We start from the raw sequence: 16,804 nt of genomic DNA, 5'->3' as shown, positions 1-16,804 counted from the left end.
GATGAACATGTTTTATTCACCTCAATTGTATGCTCAGTCAAATACCCCCACCTATATGAGAAGTAATCAAACTTTATTAGAATCTATACTTAGAGGTTTAAAACGAGAAGCATCTGCTATCGAGCTTTACGATCAATTAGCCCAGTTAGCTCCAAATCAATTACACCGAGATTATCTTAATCATGCGGTAGCGGAAAAAAAGGCCAAGATTAACCAGTTTCAGCACCTCTATATGAATCTCACTGGAACACAGGCTATGTACCAAACCCAACCGATAACTTTTCATAGTTATAGAGATGGCTTGTTAAAAGCTTATCATTCAGAAGTGGAAGGTGTGAATGAGTATTACAATACCTTTATGCAAACCGAACATCCGCAAGTGCGGAATATTTTTTCTTGGGTTTTATCTGGGGAGCAAGTGAATGCGGAGCGTTTTCGATATTTAAATGAAAGCTATAATCGATCGATGGATTATGGTCCAAATCCATTTGCGATTAATATTGATGAGGCGACAAAGAAGAATGATACATTTCGGACCGCTTTATGGACCGGAAAGTATTTACAGGTAACGTTAATGAGTATAAATCCTGGAGAAAGCATTGGTCTGGAAATTCATCCGAACCTTGACCAGTTCTTGAGAATTGAACAGGGGCAAGGAATTATTCAGATGGGTGATCGTAAAGACCAATTCAATTTTGAAGAAGAAGTATTTGATGATTATGCCATCGTGATCCCAGCGGGCAAGTGGCACAACTTAACGAACACAGGTAACCAACCTCTCAAACTATATTCCATTTATGCTCCTCCACAACATCCTTACGGAACCGTTCACAAAACAAAGGCAGAAGCAATGGCTGCAGAGGAACATCATTAATAAATCATGGGCTGTGTGAGAGCTTAATGTTGCTCTTAACCTAAAATTTAAGGGTTCGGAAAAACAAGTAATTATAATCAACATCGATTTCTAAAAAGATCCTACTCATAAAAGCGTTCCTAAACATCACATAGGAACGCTTTTAAATTTGATACCAAATTGGATTTATCCAATTAAACTTCTAAGGGTTTCAGATTCCTTTACCACTGATCGAGGAGTATAATGTTTTACTATAGACACACCAACATAGCTAGTGTCGACCTCTAGCTTAATAGATTGGGGATTGCATATGGGGAATTTTCGTAAATACATAAAAAAGTATTGGAAGCCATTTAGTGTAGCGGTATTGTTTCTAACGCTGGAAGCTATTTGCGACTTGCTTCAGCCAACCATTATGGCAAAAATCGTTGATAATGGGATTGCGAATCGAGATTTAGATTACGTCATAAAAATGGGGGGCTTGATGCTTGCGGTAACTTTGGTTGGTGCAGTTGCGGCATCGACTAGGAGTATTTTGGCGAGTATAACCTCACAAAACTTCGGTTCAGAACTACGTTTTGATTTATTTGAAAAGATACAAAAACTTTCGTTTGAAAATATTAATCGATATGATCGTGCCTCATTAATTACACGACTTACGAACGATGTGTCCCAGGTACAAATGTTCGTAAACGGTCTTATGAGAATTTTTGTAAAAGCTCCGTTACTAGCTATCGGCGGACTCATTATGGCAACAAGTTTAAACATCCAACTATCGATTGTTTTGGCTTTTGTCGTTCCAATGGTGGCTATTTTAATCATCGTAAATATGAGATTTAGCTTACCCCTTTTTACAAAAGTACAACAGGCATTGGATAAAGTGAACAGGGTTATGAGAGAGTATTTATCTGGAGTTAGAGTTGTAAAAGCGTTCAATCGGTTTGATTACGAGATTGATAAATTTGGTGGATTTAATCAAGAACTTCAAGATAAATCAATCGCAGCTAATCGAATTATATCCACTTTTACGCCCATTATTATTCTTGTCATGAATTTAGGAATTGTGGTGGTCCTTTGGATTGGTGGCTATGGGGTTGAGCAGGGGACGGTCCAAGTTGGACATGTCATCGCGTTCACAAACTATATGACGCAAATCCTTTTCTCGTTAATGATGATTACAATGGTTTTTAATATGTTCGTACGTGCGAAAACGTCTGCAAATAGAATTGGAGAAGTGTTAGCAGAAGAAGATCGAATGACATGGAAATACGAGAATACAAGTTATGCAAAGACAGGTGGAAGAATTGATTTTGAAGATGTGTCCTTTTCCTACGAAGGAGCTTCTGGAGAACCGGTATTAAAAAATATTAGCTTTTCTTGTTTGCCAGGTGAAACGGTTGGTATTATCGGATCAACGGGATCAGGGAAGAGTACCCTTGTTGGACTTATTCCCCGCTTTTACGATGTCACGACCGGAAAGATCAAAATAAATGGCGAGGACATTAGTGATATAAATCCGAAAGCTTTACGAGAAAGAGTCGCGATTGTTCCGCAGAAAGCCACTTTGTTTACTGGTACGGTAACAGAGAATTTTCGCTGGGGACGAGAAGATGCTAGTTTGGAAGAAATGGAATTAGCTGCGAGAATGGCCAACGCCCACAAGTTTATTAGCGAATCACCTGAAGGATATGAAACGCGTATTGGACAAGGTGGAGTGAACTTCTCAGGCGGTCAGAAACAGAGAATGTCCATTGCAAGAGCCCTGTTAAAAAAGCCAGAGATTTTAATCCTTGACGATAGTACCAGTGCAGTTGATGTTGCAACAGAGGCAAGAATTAAGGAAGCACTTAGAAAATACGCCCAAGACCTAACGTGTATTCTCATTGCACAACGAATATCATCTGTGGTTGATGCAGACCGAATTATTGTACTTAATGATGGAGAGTTAGTAGGGAACGGGAAACATACAGAGTTATTGAAAAGTTGCCGTACTTATCAAGAAATCTACAAGTCACAATTTGGGAAGGAGGTACAATAAGGTGTCAGATAAAGCAAACCAAAAAAACAATGTACCTCCTATACCAGGTCGCCCAGCTGGTGGTGCTAATCGATTCCGGGGACAAAACGTAAAGCCAAAGGATTTCAAAGGGACGATTAAACGTCTTTGGAGCTATTTTGGGAGAGAGAAGAAACTATTAACGGTCATTTATCTTTTTATACTAATAGATTCGTTTATTGTACTTTCAACACCCTATCTAATTGGTAAAGCAGTCGATGCGATGTCATTAGAAGATACGGTTGATTTTGGATTTCTTCATATCGTCATAATTACTCTTTTAGTTGCGTATATTTCCAATGCGTTGTTGACTTTCTTCCAAGGCTGGATGATGGCTGGTGTAGCCCAGCGTATTGTAAAGCGACTGAGGGATCATCTGTTTGAAAAATTGCAAAGATTACCCGTATTCTTTTTTGACTCTCGTACTCACGGCGAAACAATGAGTAGGCTAACCAATGATATAGATAATGTGAGCAACACGATCTCACAATCGATTACGCAATTAATGTCAGGTTCCATTATCATTGTTGGGTCCCTTGTCATGATGATTATCCTAGACCCTATTTTAACTTTAGCTAGTCTTATAACGGTTCCACTAGTGTTTTTCTTAACACGTTCCATTGCAAAAAGAACAAAAATACTCTTTAAAAATCAGCAGAAGGAATTAGGAATCCTCAACGGACATATTGAAGAGACGATTTCAGGATTAGAGGTTGTGAAAGCCTTTAATCATGAAGATAAGGCAATTGAAAAGTTTGAAGAAGTCAATAATCGACTTCGAAAAGTAGGAACGAAGGCGCAAATATGGACAGGATTTCTTATGCCCATTATGAATGTGATTAATAACTTGGGGTTTACGATACTGGCCGTTGTTGGTGGTTATTTAGCGGTAAATAATATGATTACGATTGGAGTTGTAGCAAGCTTCATTACGTATTCCCGCCAATTTGTTAGACCCTTAAATGACCTTGCGAATATCTTTAATATTTTGCAGTCAGGTGTGGCTGGGGCTGAAAGGGTTTTCGAGATTCTAGATGACGAGGAAGAGCCTGAGGATCATCCAAATGCCGTTCCTCTAGTAAATCCAAAAGGGATTGTAGAGTTTAAGAATGTAAGTTTTGGATACCGGAATGGAGTTTCCATCTTAAAAAATGTTAGTTTTAGGGCTGAAGCGGGAAGCAGTACCGCATTAATTGGACCTACGGGTGCAGGGAAGACAACAATCGTCAATCTGTTAACGAGGTTTTACGATGTAACAGAGGGACAGATTTTAATAGACGGTAGAGATATTCGGAAATACACAAGAGATAGTCTGCGGAAATGCTTTGGAATTGTTCTTCAGGATACGTATTTGTTTTCAGGAACGATTATGGAAAATATAAAATATGGAAATCCAAATGCATCCGATGAAGAGGTTAGAGCTGCTGCACGGATGGCGAATGCAGATCTATTTATTAATCGACTACCTAAAAAATATCACACAGAGCTCTCAGAAAATGGTGGAAACTTAAGTCATGGACAAAAGCAATTACTTGCTATTGCTAGGGTGATCCTAACAAAGCCTTCATTGCTTATCCTAGATGAAGCGACAAGTAGTATTGATACGCGGACAGAGTTACATATTCAAGAGGCTCTAGCGAATGTGATGGAAAATCGAACAAGCTTTATCATTGCTCACAGATTAAATACAATCCGTGATGTAGATACGATTATTGTCATACAGAACGGAGAAATTGCAGAGATGGGGAATCATGATGAACTTCTTGAAGAGCAAGGAATTTATCACCAAATGATCTCTAATCAGTATAAAAGCCTGCAGGAAGTTGAGAATTATTAAAAGAAATCCCCGGGAGTTTCTCCTGGGGATTTCTATATTGTGACCATGTATTAGAGTTCGATTTCTTCTGCCCTAGATAGAAGAGGTCGTTGAGATTTCCAAATGACTTGGACAGGGATTTGAAAGAATCTTGATAGATTATCACTCGAGATCATATCAGTTGTATTCCCGGAAGAAAACACTTTTCCCTCTTTTAGTAAAAGTGTCTTGTTAAACACAGGTAGAATTTCTTCAACATGGTGAGTCACATATACAATAGTTGGTGCGGCGGGTTCCTTGGCTGCTTTTTCAATAGACTCTAATAGTTGTTCTCTGGCGATAAAATCTAACCCGTTTGTTGGCTCATCTAGTATTAGGAGTTTAGGTTCTGCCATTAGAGCACGAGCAATTAATACCCGTTGCTTTTCTCCTTGTGATAAAGTGTGGTACTCTCGATTTGCATATACTAGGCAGCCAAGGTTTTCTAGTAGACCAACCGCTTTTTTCCTCATTTCATCTGTAGGTGTTTCGTAGAGTCCGATGGAAGCAAAAGCTCCACTTAAAACCACCTCAAACGCATTATCACCTGGATGTATTTTTTCCTGAAGCGAATAGGAAACGAATCCAATCTGCTTACGAAGTCGTTCAGCAAGATATGTTTTTCCAAACTCCAATCCTAATACGTTCATGTTTCCTTGTGTTGGAAAGGTATATCCATTTAATAGATTCAGAATGGCTGTTTTCCCGGCACCGTTCAACCCGAATAAAACCCAGTGTTGACCTTGTTCGACCTGCCAATTAATATCTTGTAATAGCCATTTATCTCCTCGTCGTAATGAAACACTTTCTAACTGAAAAACCAAATTTGACACTCCTTTTAGCCCGCTATGTCTGGTTTAGATTGGTCCGATGATTTCTTCCTTTTCATTGCCTGCAAATAGATGATTAAGATGGGGAGTTGAATAATAGCGGCAAAGGTTAAACCGATTCTTAATGTGAACCGACTTGCTGCAGCTCCTACCACAGGGCCCCCAAGCATTTGTCCAAACGCATTCATTTGACTAGACATGGAGAGAACCGTGGCTCTTACACGACTATCAATATTCTGATTGACCCATGTCGAGTAAAGGGGACCTGTTACGGTTCCGGTCATCATCAATAAAAGATAGCTGATTAAAGCAAATTCAAAGCTACCCGCTAAGCTAAACCCTATAATGCAAACGAGTCGAAGGATAGTGAATGTGGCCATATATCGTGCCACTTGTGTTTCTGTTTCAAATTTAATGGTCCGTTCCGCAATCCATGCTGTGAAGAAACATAGGATATTTGCGGCGATACTAATAATTCCAAACCATACAGGAGCAGTAAGATTGCCTATATCAGGAAACCCTAGAGACGTAATAAAATGCGCTTCCCACAGGCGATCAAACCCTTCAGATCCTGCGCCAATAAAGAGACTTATAAATAAAAAGGCAACAAGGATCGTTCTTCCTCTAACAAGCGAGAAACCGTTTTTAAATGTGGAGAATGTCTCTTTTATTGAGGTTCTCTCTTCAGAAGTGGCTCTATGAAAATTCCGTTCTGGCATAAATAAGAGTAATAATACGCCAAGTGCTAAGTACAGTACACCGCCCATAATGTATGGTAAATTTAGAGAAATACTAGCCAAACCAACACTAGCTAGAACGCCAAAGATGCTAGCAATCTCGTATACTCTGTTTCCTTTTAATAATACCGGCCCCATCTCTTCGACCCCAACTTCATCAGCTAACCATGCTTGTTGGGCCCCGCTTAAAAAGGTTTCACCGATTCCTCTAATGACTTCAGCAATAATGACCCCAATGAACAATGATAGGGCACCATGGAAAAATGTTTCTGAAATAATAGGAATGGATCCCTCTATTACATAGGCTGTTCCAAGGATAAAAGCTCCTATAATGACAGAAAGTCGTCTACTGTAAGTATCAGCAACTACACCTGTAGGCATCTCGAATAATAGGATTGTAATTTCTAAGAAAGTACCAACTAATACTAATTGAAAGGGGCTTAATCCCAATTCCGTAATATAGTACAAAGCATAGGTGGTAAACATGGTGCTATTGGCAAAAGCCATAAAGCCGTTCATCAGTAGAAAAGTGGTGACTGGATTTAACTTTTTCATACATTACATTCTCCCTTTATTAGGGAGTTACACGCAACAGATTATTGATTAACTTGTACGCAAGCTCCCTATTTCGAATTTTTCCTTCTCGTTCATGCTCATTAAAATGACTGACATGAAAAAACACCTCCAAAATTTTGTACTCTAATTATAACTTCCTAATATATGGGTGGAAAGAAAAGAATTAAATGATTTAGCTGAATGTGGAAAGGGGAGCAACTTATATAAAATGGAGTCACCCGCGAAATGTGTCGAATAATCGATAAATGATGAAATTCGAAGAAAAAGATGCATTTTTAGAAGATAAATTCTAAAATTCAAAGAAAGAAGTTTCATTTTCGAAGATAAAGATTGATTATGTAAAAAAACTAGATTACGAGAATCGTCAAAGGGTTAGTTTTACGTATAGAAAAAGAGAATTTATTGTAGAATCAAAAAAATTACATGTTTTTGCATCCTTTTAACAATCTGCGACGCCTATACATTACAACAAAAAAGAAGGAGGTGCTCATCTTGGAAAACGAACAGTTGATGGAACGAATTCGAAATGGAGAGGATAGCTTATTTGCCAAACTTATTCATCCTCATATTGATAAAGCATACAGAACGAGTTACATAATTCTCCGATCAAAAGATCAGGCGGAAGAGGTTGTTCAGAACGCCATGATTGAAGCATACCGCAACATTATGGAAGGGAAGACGATTAACTTTTTCCCAACATGGTTCAACCGGCTGGTAACCAATCGTTCCATTGATATGATGAGAAAGCATGCAAGGCTTAAGGAAAACACATTGGAGTCCTACCATCAAGGTACAGCTCAAAGTGTGATGGAAACGATTTTAGCAGAGGAGACACACGGAGAAATTTTAAACGGGATTCAAAGTCTTGAGAATCCAGATTACCGGAATGTACTGCTCCTCTATTATTATCAGGAACTTACGATTCAGGAAGTGGCCGATATGCTTCATCTCAACCTTTCAACCGTGAAAAGCCACTTGAGACGAGCACGGAATGCATTGAAAACCAAACTAGTAGAAAATAAAGTGATAGGGGTGTGAGTGATCCATGAAGATCGATGAACAGTTGAAAAAAGACATTGAAGAAGATATGAAAAAAATTAAAGCTCCGACATCTCTTTTTACATTTGCTGAAAATATTAAGGAGGAATCCTTGAAGATGAATCATCAACCAACTGAAAAAGTAACCCCTATTGTGAAAAAGAATAAAACGAAAAAGTACCCATATGTAGCTGCAGCGGTGATTGGATTCGGAGTTCTAACAGCAAGTGCCTTTTTGAACCCGAGCATGGCTGAGATGGCATCAAAAATTCCGTACTTAGGGCAAGTCTTTATTCAAGAGCCAGTATATGATGTGATCGTAGAGGCTTTACAAAATGAAGGCTACGAAGAATTCTCTTTTGGGGAAACACCTGGTGATGCAGTCACTTATAGCGTACTCCTAAAAGGAACTAAAGAAGATGCAGATCGGGAACGAGAAAAGGTCACGGGTATTCTTGAGGACATTCTCAAAAGTAGAGGGTATGATAATTATAAAATAGAAGTCTCATCCTACATGCCAGAGTACACACAAATATCAGAAGAAGATAGGAAACTTGGTGAGTTTGGAGATCTTCTTACGAATGAATTAAAGGCAAAAGGCTACGATATTATTGGCGTAAATCCTTACAATTCAGAAATAGAAGTGAGTATTCCTCTAACTGAGACAAGAGTGGATGAAATCAAAAATGCTACTCTTGACCTTGCAAAGGCAAACGGAAGTGATAAAGGAGTTAAGATGGACATTATTGACGTTGAGGCCAATGAACGTGAAGGTCAGTGGATGGAATATGTAAGAGCCATTTATGACGGGTTAGCTGGCAAGAAAGAATATAAAGTTTCAGGGTATGGCTACAGCTATAAGAATCAAACCTTTACATTGTTTATTAAAACAAGCATAAAGAAAAATGATTCTGACGCGAAGGAAAGTGTGGAGAAAATCCGTAAAGAAGTAGATGCCTTTCTTTCTAGCGATGAAGTGAAGAACTCGAAAATTGGTAACGATCGCTTTGAGCTTGTCATTAGAGATAAAGGTGGAAATGATTTTAAATAATAAGGGTTCTTGATTCCATTAAAAAGGAGTTCATCCATTCACGGGTAAACTCCTATTTTTATCACTTGCTTGGAATAACCTCTTTTTTCAGTGAGATTTTACTTGTATTCCAGTAGACCGTTCCCATTGCAGCTAAGAATAAGAAACCTGTTATGATAAACAAGCTTTGGACAGGGAAGATTCCGCCGAGAACTCCACCAATGATAGGACCAATCATGCCCCCAATTTGATTGGATGTTTGGCTTAAGCTAAAGGCCCTTCCTCTAAAATCCTCAGGCGTAGATTTTACAACAAGCCCATTTAATGCTGGGAACACCGCACAGTAGAATATCCCGTATGCAAAACGAACGATTGAAAATCCCCATATTTGAGAGAAAATAATTTGAGCAATGGTTCCAACTCCAGCCCCTAGTAATCCAATAAATAACACACGATGAAATCCGACCTTATCCGCCCATTTACCCCAATACGGTGCAAACAAGGCACTCGCAATCCCCGGAAGAGATATGATAAATCCCGTAAGTAGAGTGGCATACTTAGAAGATTCGGCTATACCTGCAATATATAAGGGAAGAATCGGCTCAATCGTCATGACCGAACAACTTACGACAAGAGTTAAAATCAACACCATTAGGAATGGTCGATTGTTTAAGGCTACTTTAAAGTCTTGTACAATTGAGCTTTTTTCTTTTCTTGGTTTGAAGTTTTCTTCTTTTACCCAGAAAATGATGAGGATGGTGGCTAAGAAAACTATGATTCCAGCAACACCAAATGACCATCGAATGCCAACTAGTTCAGCTAAACCTCCACCTAATAATGGGCCCATGATCATACCGGATGCAGTGGCTGATGAAATAAGGGAGAGGGCGTATCCAACTTTTTCGCTCGGTGTATTGGTACCGATCAGGGCAATTGCTCCTGGAATATACCCACTTAGCAAACCTTGCAGGATACGAAGTCCTAGTATTTCGTATGGATTCGTGACAAATGCCATTAATGTATAGACGACAAATAGAGCAAATCCTGCTCTAATAATCATTGGTTTTCTACCGAATTTGTCGGACAAGTTCCCCCAAAAAGGAGTCGCAATGGCACCGGCAAAAAAGGCAGCACTAAAGATTAATCCTGACCATAACTCCGTATGATCATGTACACCGATTTGAAGTAAAAAAATCGGTAAGAAAGGAATAACCATCGAAAAACTTGCTGCCGTGAAAAAAGCTCCAATCCAAAGTATCCACAAATTCCGCTTCCATATAGGCATTTTAATTTCCATCTCCAAAAATATACAAATTTAATATTCTAATAGTATCATATAAGTTATTTATTTTCACTCTCGAAATATTCGAATGATGAAATATTTTGTTCAACAAACCTTTTGAAGAATGAATTATAAAAGAAATTGCTTCCAGCGGAATAAATATTTTCCCTAATGATTAGGAATAATACTTTTTATCCTAGCAAAGATTAGGTGATTACATGCAAACATTAATAAAAGTATTAGTTCCTAGACAGTTATTACTATTGCTAATCCTTTCAACGGGATTGCTTAATCATGTCATTTTGATTCCTAATTTACTTACGGCAGCAGGAAGAGACAGTTGGATTAGCGTTCTCGTTGCTTATCCGATTTCATTCATTTTTCTATGGCTTATTTATTATATTGTCAATAATAGTCCACCCGAAGGATTTTTTTCATTGATTCAAAAGCGCTTTGGGAGAACCTTTTCTATTATCTTATCGATCCCTGTCGTATTGTTTTTGTTTACGAGTGTATACGTAACCTTTAGAGATTTAATGATTTGGTTGAATGCGTATTTTCTCGCTGATTCCTCTACACTCATGATTACCATTGTCTTAAGTATTGCATGTTTTATGGTAACTCTCGCAGGAATTAAACACATGGCAATCACTAGTGGATTTCTATTACCAGTAGTTATGATTTTAGGTGTTTTTATCTCTATTACAAACAATTCTTTAAAAGATCCGAGTTTGCTGCTCCCTATTTTTTCTGAAGGTTATGCTCCGATTTTAAAAGGAGTGATTTATACATTATCAGGACTTCTTGAAATTTATGTTGTAGTGTTGTTAAAGCCATTTGTCCAGGAAAAAATCAAGTTCAGACACTTATTCATTGTTGTAACTATTTTTACAGGTTTAATATTGGGCCCTCTTACTGCATCCATCATGGAATTTGGAACGACAGAGTCTGTAAACTTCCGTTACCCTGCATATGAACAATGGAGGGTTTTAAATATAGGGGAGTACATTAATCATTTGGATTTTTTTGCATTATTTCAGTGGCTAAGCGGCGCCTTAATTCGAATTGGGTTGTTCATGTATCTCATCGGTACTTTCTTCACATCAAGAAAGAATCATTATCGTTTGAATCCTAAACTTGTCGGTATTTTATATTTCTTTTTATTTGGATTAATGTTAATAAACATTCAATCTCATCACCTTTTTATATCTGTATACCTGTTCTTTTTACCAGCATCTTTAGTATTCTTTTTATTTCAAATCCTGCTATCAGTTTTACTTCTTTTATTGATTAAGAAAAGGGATGGACGACATGACCAAACAAACGAGCTCGAATCCAACACATCAGAGTCAAAAGCTTAAAGAAAAAGTGGATAAGCTGAAAGGTCAATTTAGCCGAAGTCAGGATGTTTTATGTAAAAAACATACGACACAATCGGATTCCTTTGAAATGATGTTTATTGAAAGTTTGATTGACCTTCAATATTTAGATCAGTATATTTTGCCACGACTTTACAATCACAATGGTCAGTTGATTGAAGAAAAACTTAAGTCTTTATTTCAGGCAGAAGATGTTACCTTAAAAAAGGTTGAAGATCTGTCAGATTTGCTATTTAAAGGAGATGTTTTATTTCTTGTAGGGGATAGGATCCTTAGTATTAAGGCCGGAGACTTTCCTAAACGTCAACCGGAAGAGTCAGCTCTTGAAACATCTATTAGGGGACCGAAGGACGGGTTTGTTGAGGATTTGAAAACCAATAATTTCTTAATTCGGAGAAGGCTAAACACACCTTCGTTATGTGTTGAAAAATATACAATCGGTAAAAGAAGCAAGACAAAAGTGGCACTATTGTATATGCAGGATCTTATCGACGAAAGGGTGCTTGATGAGATCCATAAGCGATTAGAAAAAGTTGAGCTTGATATTTTAACAAGTATTTATGATCTTGAGTCATATATCCGAGATCGTCCGTATTCTGTTTTCCCAACCACTGATTATACGGGGAGACCTGACTTTATTGTTGAAGCATTAAATCAGGATAGATTTGCTATTTTAGTTGACGGGAATCCAACTGTCTCATTTGCTCCAGTAAATTTGCTACTGCAGACTAAATCTCCTGAAGATAACTATATTAGCTATGCTTACGTAACGATGGAAAGAATTATGAGGATGGGAGGAATAACTATTTCAGGGTTTCTACCTGGTATTTGGATTGCCTTTTCTGCTTTCAACATTGAGCAGATTCCATACTTGTTAGTCGCCACGATTTCCGTTTCCCGTTTTGGTCTGCCTTTATCCGCCCCTATTGAAATGTTCATCATCTTATTCTTGTTTGAGTTGTTTAATGAAGCGGGTATTCGCTTACCTCGAGCAATTGGTCAGACTGTTGCTGTACTAGGAGGGTTAATTGTTGGGGATGCTGCCATTCGAGCAGGACTAACCTCTCCGACTATGTTGGTTGTTGCCGCTATTACCTATATTTCTTCCTTCACGTTGGTGAACCAATCATTAAGCTCAGCTATCACGGTTATTCGATTTGGGGTTGTCTTGTTAAGTACATTCTTTGGATTGTTTGGTGTCATAATTGCTTTTATTCTAACCGTATTATACTTCTCTACTCTTTCTTCCTTTGGGGTGCCATACCTAGGATCGCTTGCGCCAATTAGTTTAAAGGAGACGATTAAATCTTTCCTTAAAGCACCTACTCAATACTATAAAGCAAGATCAACATCAACCAGTCCCAAAGATCCTACAAGGGGTGGCCATGAATGAAAAGACATTTTATGCTTCCCATCTTTGTTTGTTGTTTGTTTCTAACAGGTTGCGCAGGGTTAAAGAATATCCAAGACTTAACCTATATCGTTGCGATAGGGATGGATTTTGATGAGGAGAAAGACGAATACACGGTGTACCTTCAAGCATTGAATTTTGCTAATGTAGCAAAGCAGGAAGGGCCTCGGCCGACTGAACCGATTCCTATTTTTATCGCTACCGCAAAAGGTGAAACGCTCAATCTAGCTGTCAGCGAGCTCTATAAAAAGTCTGAACCACCATTATTTTTCGGTCATGTTAGCACCGTTTTATTAAGCAAACGAATTGTTACCCACCGCTTCCGAGAAGTAATTGAGGATATCGGTAGAAATCGTTCTCTACGTCCTACCCTTCGTGTCCTTACAACAGAGGAGGATATCTCTGAGGTATTTAGTATTAAGGCTCTATTTAATTACCCAGCTGTCTACACCGTTCTTTTTAAAAAGAATAGCATCGAACTTTCTCAGGATGAAATTAAGCCTATGACGTTAATGAAGTTTTTAAGAGTCTACTATGAGCCAATGGGTTTGGCAAGATTACCGACTGTTAGAATAGATAAGAAGACTTGGCAAGCTGATAAAAATAATCCTGTATTATATCTTGATGGGTATTCCATTTTTCATAATCAGCAGTTTGTGAAAGACCTTTCGTTAAATGATTCTGTTTTCATTAATTGGATGTTAGAAGACAGGGTAACTCTTGATCAAAAAGTAAAAAAAGATCAAGAGCTCTTGGCAGTCATCAAGCTGGCTACTCCCGAAATGAAAGTGAATTATGAAGAGGGAACGGATTCTCCAAAGTTCTCTATTGAAGTTTCCGCGAATGCTGATGTCCTCGAGAAAATAAAAGATGTTCCATTACAAGATTTAAAACAAATCATCGATAGCGATTTAAAGAAGAGAATAACATCCCTTTATCAAGAGGGAGTAGACAATAAAATTGACATTTTAAATGTTGGAGAAAAATGGTATCGGCAACAACCGAAGAAATATGCTGAATTAAAACAAACGAAAGAGTTTTATTTAGACAAGGATTCTCTATCCAATGTGAAAGTTGATGTTAAGATATTCCACTTTAATAGCTATAAATATGACCAAAGAGGCAATGGTGGCTATTAGTTACGATATTTATTTAAAAATGGTTGTAAAATAGAAGAGGCTGAGACATAACTTAATAAACGATACGGAAGACGAACAATATATAAAATTAATCTTAATTCTCTTTGTTAATTATCAATGAGTTAAGTTGGAAGAACAAGTTCGTTCCATTGCGCTGCAGCCACTCGCTTTCCGCGGGGAGGAAGCTGAGCCTCCTCGGCTACGCCTGTGGGGTCTCAGCCTTTCCTCTACTTCCCGCAGGAGTCGAGTGGCTTCCGCTCCATTCCACTGGTTATTAATAATGGTGTGCAGAAACAACAGAAATATTAAAAACAAATAAATACCCGAACTATAAGGTGAAATATTCATTAAAATATTACCTAATAGTTCGGGTTTATCATTGCTTGAAATACTTATGTCCCAGCCTCCTTAAGATGATTTAGTGTCATTATGTGCAGCTAATATCGATGTAATGATATGTAGAGAATCCCATTCCCCGCCTGATAATTTTATAATGGGATATGGTTTAGGAAAAAGCTGTTTGCGAATTTCACCTACTGATTTCCCTTGTGCGTGTAGGGTTAAGACAGTTTGTTGAATATTACATAGATATTCCAGTTTTCGTTCGATAGCTTGTCGTCCTTCCGCTACAAAGCCTGCATGGTTGCAAAATACTTCATGAAAATCGTAAGTGAGTACTCGTTTCAGTGAGTGGATGATCGTTGGAATACTTTCCTCTGCTAGCACCACTTTTGTCCGTTCGTTAACAAATAAATCTCCGGTAAATAACTGGCCTGTTTCACGGTTTAGAAAGGCCTTATGATCAAAGGCGTGACCTGGAGTATCAATGACATCCCATGTTGCATGTCTGGAGGCAAAGGTATCTGGGATCGCTTCAGCATGAAACGGACTTCTCTTTCCCCAAAAGAATTTTCGGTAAAGGGGGTAATTTGCTCGCTTTGTACAGGAATCTATTGATTTTTCCGAAAGGTAGATAGGGAGTTTCCTAGTTTTTTGGATGTATGCAGCACATCCTGTATGATCCTCGTGGAAATGAGTAATCATTACTTGATCAAAATCCGACTCATCAATAAATGCTTCGAAATGCTTATTTAAGGAGGGAGCTCCAGTATCAATTAGTACACCGTCTACTAAAAAGCTATAGACATTTAATGAAACCTTCTGGAATGAAACTTTTCCATTCAAAAAGGAAACTCCATTTTTCTCTCCAAGGATTGATTTTTTCTTTAGAAACACTCTTTCATCTCCCTTCAATTATCAGAAAATATACCATATTAAACTAAAAAAGCATAATTTAGGACCTTTCAATATTTCTTATCGGATTGATGCATGAGTCGATGTTTTAATTAAAAAGAAGCAGGATTTCCACAGGGGTCAGTAAAATATAGAGAAGAGGAAATTCACTTCAGTGGATCAAGGAGGAAAACATAGTGGGAGAGAGATATCCAATTGGACCTTTTCAATTTAATGATGAAATCACTAGCGTAGTAACTACCGGATGGATCAATGAAATAGAAGATTTACCTCAGTTATTACGAGATGCAGTAGAGAAGTTAGATGATAAGCAACTTGATACGCCTTACCGTCTAGGAGGATGGACTGTACGTCAAGTCGTACACCACCTAGCAGATAGTCATATGAACGCCTATATTCGCTTTAGACTAGCTCTAACGGAAGAAACTCCTACGATAAAACCCTATGACGAGGGGGAATGGGCGAAACTAGATGACTACAAGTTACCGATTGAAGTTTCACTTACATTGCTTGAAGCACTTCACACACGTTGGACCCAATTTTTACGTAGCTTAAGTCCAGAGGATATGCAAAAAACGTTTATTCATCCTGATTCAGGTGAAGTGTCAGTAGGTAGGAATATCGGAATCTATGCTTGGCACGGAAGGCATCACCTTGCGCATATTACTACTTTGTGTAGTCGCAAAGGATGGTAGTTTGCTAAAACTTAAGGATTTATTCGGATAGACCATCCATATAGGTGGTCTGTTTTTTATATGTAAAGATAAAAAATATCTAATAATTAATAAAAATATATTGATAAACGATAAATATATTTGTAATATAAAGGTATTAAATACCAGAGAGGTGCATTATGTTACGAGGGAATACAGCCTTTTTAAAGGGCTCAATTTTCACGATTGGTCTTACAGTTCTTTTGCTGTTTATTATTCTTTTGCCACACTTAGCGGATGAGGCTGCAACACTGAATCCGGAGTTTGCTTACCTAAAAATGCCTGTTCTTATTGGGTTATATATGACAGGAGTGCCTTTCTATATAGCGTTGTATGAGGCCTTCAAGCTCTTACGATACATTGAATTGGGAAGTGCTTTCTCCAAGTTGGCGGTGAATTCACTAAATGGTATAAAAATCGCTGCAGTTTCAATTATGTTCTTATATTTTATGGGGATGGTTGTATTGGCAACCCAGAGCGCTTTACATCCTGGCATAGGCCTAATAGGTCTAATCATTATTTTTGCGTCACTCATCATTACATTTTTTGCAGCAGTTCTACAACAATTGTTAAGAAGTGCGTTGGAGTTAAAAACGGAGAATGACTTGACCGTCTGAAGGGATATTATGGAAACTATTATGAATTTGGAGA

Annotated in this window: 14 protein-coding genes; 10 read left to right on the top strand and 4 right to left on the bottom strand. The window is 38.0% G+C overall.

Annotated elements, in window-relative coordinates:
* Positions 1-7 precede the first annotated feature (7 nt).
* The 3 genes from ACFYKX_RS04580 (at position 8) to ACFYKX_RS04570 (ending at position 4,746) form a co-directional block, all read left to right on the top strand.
* The gene (locus tag ACFYKX_RS04580; RefSeq protein WP_389358483.1) at positions 8-874 is read left to right on the top strand and encodes a cupin domain-containing protein; all 867 of its coding nucleotides are present in this window, start codon (positions 8-10) and stop codon (positions 872-874) included.
* 289 nt (positions 875-1,163) lie between these two features.
* Positions 1,164-2,891 carry an ABC transporter ATP-binding protein gene (locus ACFYKX_RS04575; RefSeq protein WP_389358481.1) on the top strand — a complete coding sequence of 576 codons (1,728 nt, stop codon included), beginning with the start codon at positions 1,164-1,166 and terminating at the stop codon, positions 2,889-2,891.
* Position 2,892: 1 nt separating this feature from the next.
* On the top strand, positions 2,893-4,746 hold the full coding sequence (locus ACFYKX_RS04570) for an ABC transporter ATP-binding protein (protein ID WP_389358479.1): 1,854 nt from the start codon (positions 2,893-2,895) through the stop codon (positions 4,744-4,746).
* A gap of 50 nt (positions 4,747-4,796) precedes the next feature.
* Here the strand turns inward: ACFYKX_RS04570 and ACFYKX_RS04565 are convergent, their stop codons facing one another.
* Positions 4,797-5,588, bottom strand: a complete 792-nt coding sequence (locus tag ACFYKX_RS04565) for an ABC transporter ATP-binding protein (protein WP_389358477.1) — start codon at positions 5,586-5,588, stop codon at positions 4,797-4,799.
* 14 nt (positions 5,589-5,602) lie between these two features.
* Complete coding sequence (locus tag ACFYKX_RS04560) at positions 5,603-6,886, bottom strand: MFS transporter (RefSeq protein ID WP_389358475.1); 1,284 nt, start codon at positions 6,884-6,886, stop codon at positions 5,603-5,605.
* A 513-nt stretch (positions 6,887-7,399) separates the two neighbouring features.
* Between ACFYKX_RS04560 and ACFYKX_RS04555 the strand changes: the two genes are divergently transcribed.
* Complete coding sequence (locus ACFYKX_RS04555) at positions 7,400-7,945, top strand: RNA polymerase sigma factor (protein ID WP_389358473.1); 546 nt, start codon at positions 7,400-7,402, stop codon at positions 7,943-7,945.
* 7 nt (positions 7,946-7,952) lie between these two features.
* On the top strand, positions 7,953-8,996 hold the full coding sequence (locus tag ACFYKX_RS04550) for a DUF4030 domain-containing protein (RefSeq protein WP_389358471.1): 1,044 nt from the start codon (positions 7,953-7,955) through the stop codon (positions 8,994-8,996).
* A 61-nt stretch (positions 8,997-9,057) separates the two neighbouring features.
* On the opposite strand, the gene ACFYKX_RS04545 is transcribed toward ACFYKX_RS04550, so the two are convergent.
* Positions 9,058-10,260, bottom strand: a complete 1,203-nt coding sequence (locus ACFYKX_RS04545; RefSeq protein WP_389358469.1) for an MFS transporter — start codon at positions 10,258-10,260, stop codon at positions 9,058-9,060.
* Positions 10,261-10,475: 215 nt separating this feature from the next.
* Here ACFYKX_RS04545 and ACFYKX_RS04540 point away from each other — a divergent pair, with 215 nt between their 5' ends.
* The 3 genes from ACFYKX_RS04540 to ACFYKX_RS04530 are packed head-to-tail and all read left to right on the top strand — an operon-like array spanning position 10,476 to position 14,186.
* Positions 10,476-11,618, top strand: coding sequence for a GerAB/ArcD/ProY family transporter (locus tag ACFYKX_RS04540; protein ID WP_389358467.1), 1,143 nt, complete (start codon positions 10,476-10,478; stop codon positions 11,616-11,618).
* Complete coding sequence (locus ACFYKX_RS04535; protein ID WP_389358465.1) at positions 11,569-13,029, top strand: spore germination protein; 1,461 nt, start codon at positions 11,569-11,571, stop codon at positions 13,027-13,029. The genes ACFYKX_RS04540 and ACFYKX_RS04535 overlap by 50 nt, the downstream gene beginning before the upstream one ends.
* A complete protein-coding gene (locus ACFYKX_RS04530) occupies positions 13,026-14,186 on the top strand; it encodes a Ger(x)C family spore germination protein (RefSeq protein WP_389358463.1) in 1,161 nt (386 codons plus the stop codon). The genes ACFYKX_RS04535 and ACFYKX_RS04530 overlap by 4 nt, the downstream gene beginning before the upstream one ends.
* Before the next feature lie 408 nt (positions 14,187-14,594).
* On the opposite strand, the gene ACFYKX_RS04525 is transcribed toward ACFYKX_RS04530, so the two are convergent.
* Complete coding sequence (locus tag ACFYKX_RS04525; protein WP_389358461.1) at positions 14,595-15,422, bottom strand: MBL fold metallo-hydrolase; 828 nt, start codon at positions 15,420-15,422, stop codon at positions 14,595-14,597.
* A gap of 194 nt (positions 15,423-15,616) precedes the next feature.
* Here ACFYKX_RS04525 and ACFYKX_RS04520 point away from each other — a divergent pair, with 194 nt between their 5' ends.
* Together ACFYKX_RS04520 and ACFYKX_RS04515 are read left to right on the top strand one after the other, a co-directional pair.
* On the top strand, positions 15,617-16,135 hold the full coding sequence (locus ACFYKX_RS04520) for a YfiT family bacillithiol transferase (RefSeq protein WP_389358459.1): 519 nt from the start codon (positions 15,617-15,619) through the stop codon (positions 16,133-16,135).
* A 158-nt stretch (positions 16,136-16,293) separates the two neighbouring features.
* The gene (locus ACFYKX_RS04515) at positions 16,294-16,770 is read left to right on the top strand and encodes a DUF2975 domain-containing protein (protein WP_389358457.1); all 477 of its coding nucleotides are present in this window, start codon (positions 16,294-16,296) and stop codon (positions 16,768-16,770) included.
* Positions 16,771-16,804 lie beyond the last annotated feature (34 nt).

Origin of the sequence: Cytobacillus spartinae (genome assembly GCF_042865285.1) — a bacterium.
Lineage (GTDB): Bacteria > Bacillota > Bacilli > Bacillales > Cytobacillaceae > Robertmurraya_A > Robertmurraya_A spartinae.
The sequence above is the reverse complement of the archived record's forward strand: the minus strand, read 5'-3'. Positions and strand labels throughout refer to the sequence as shown.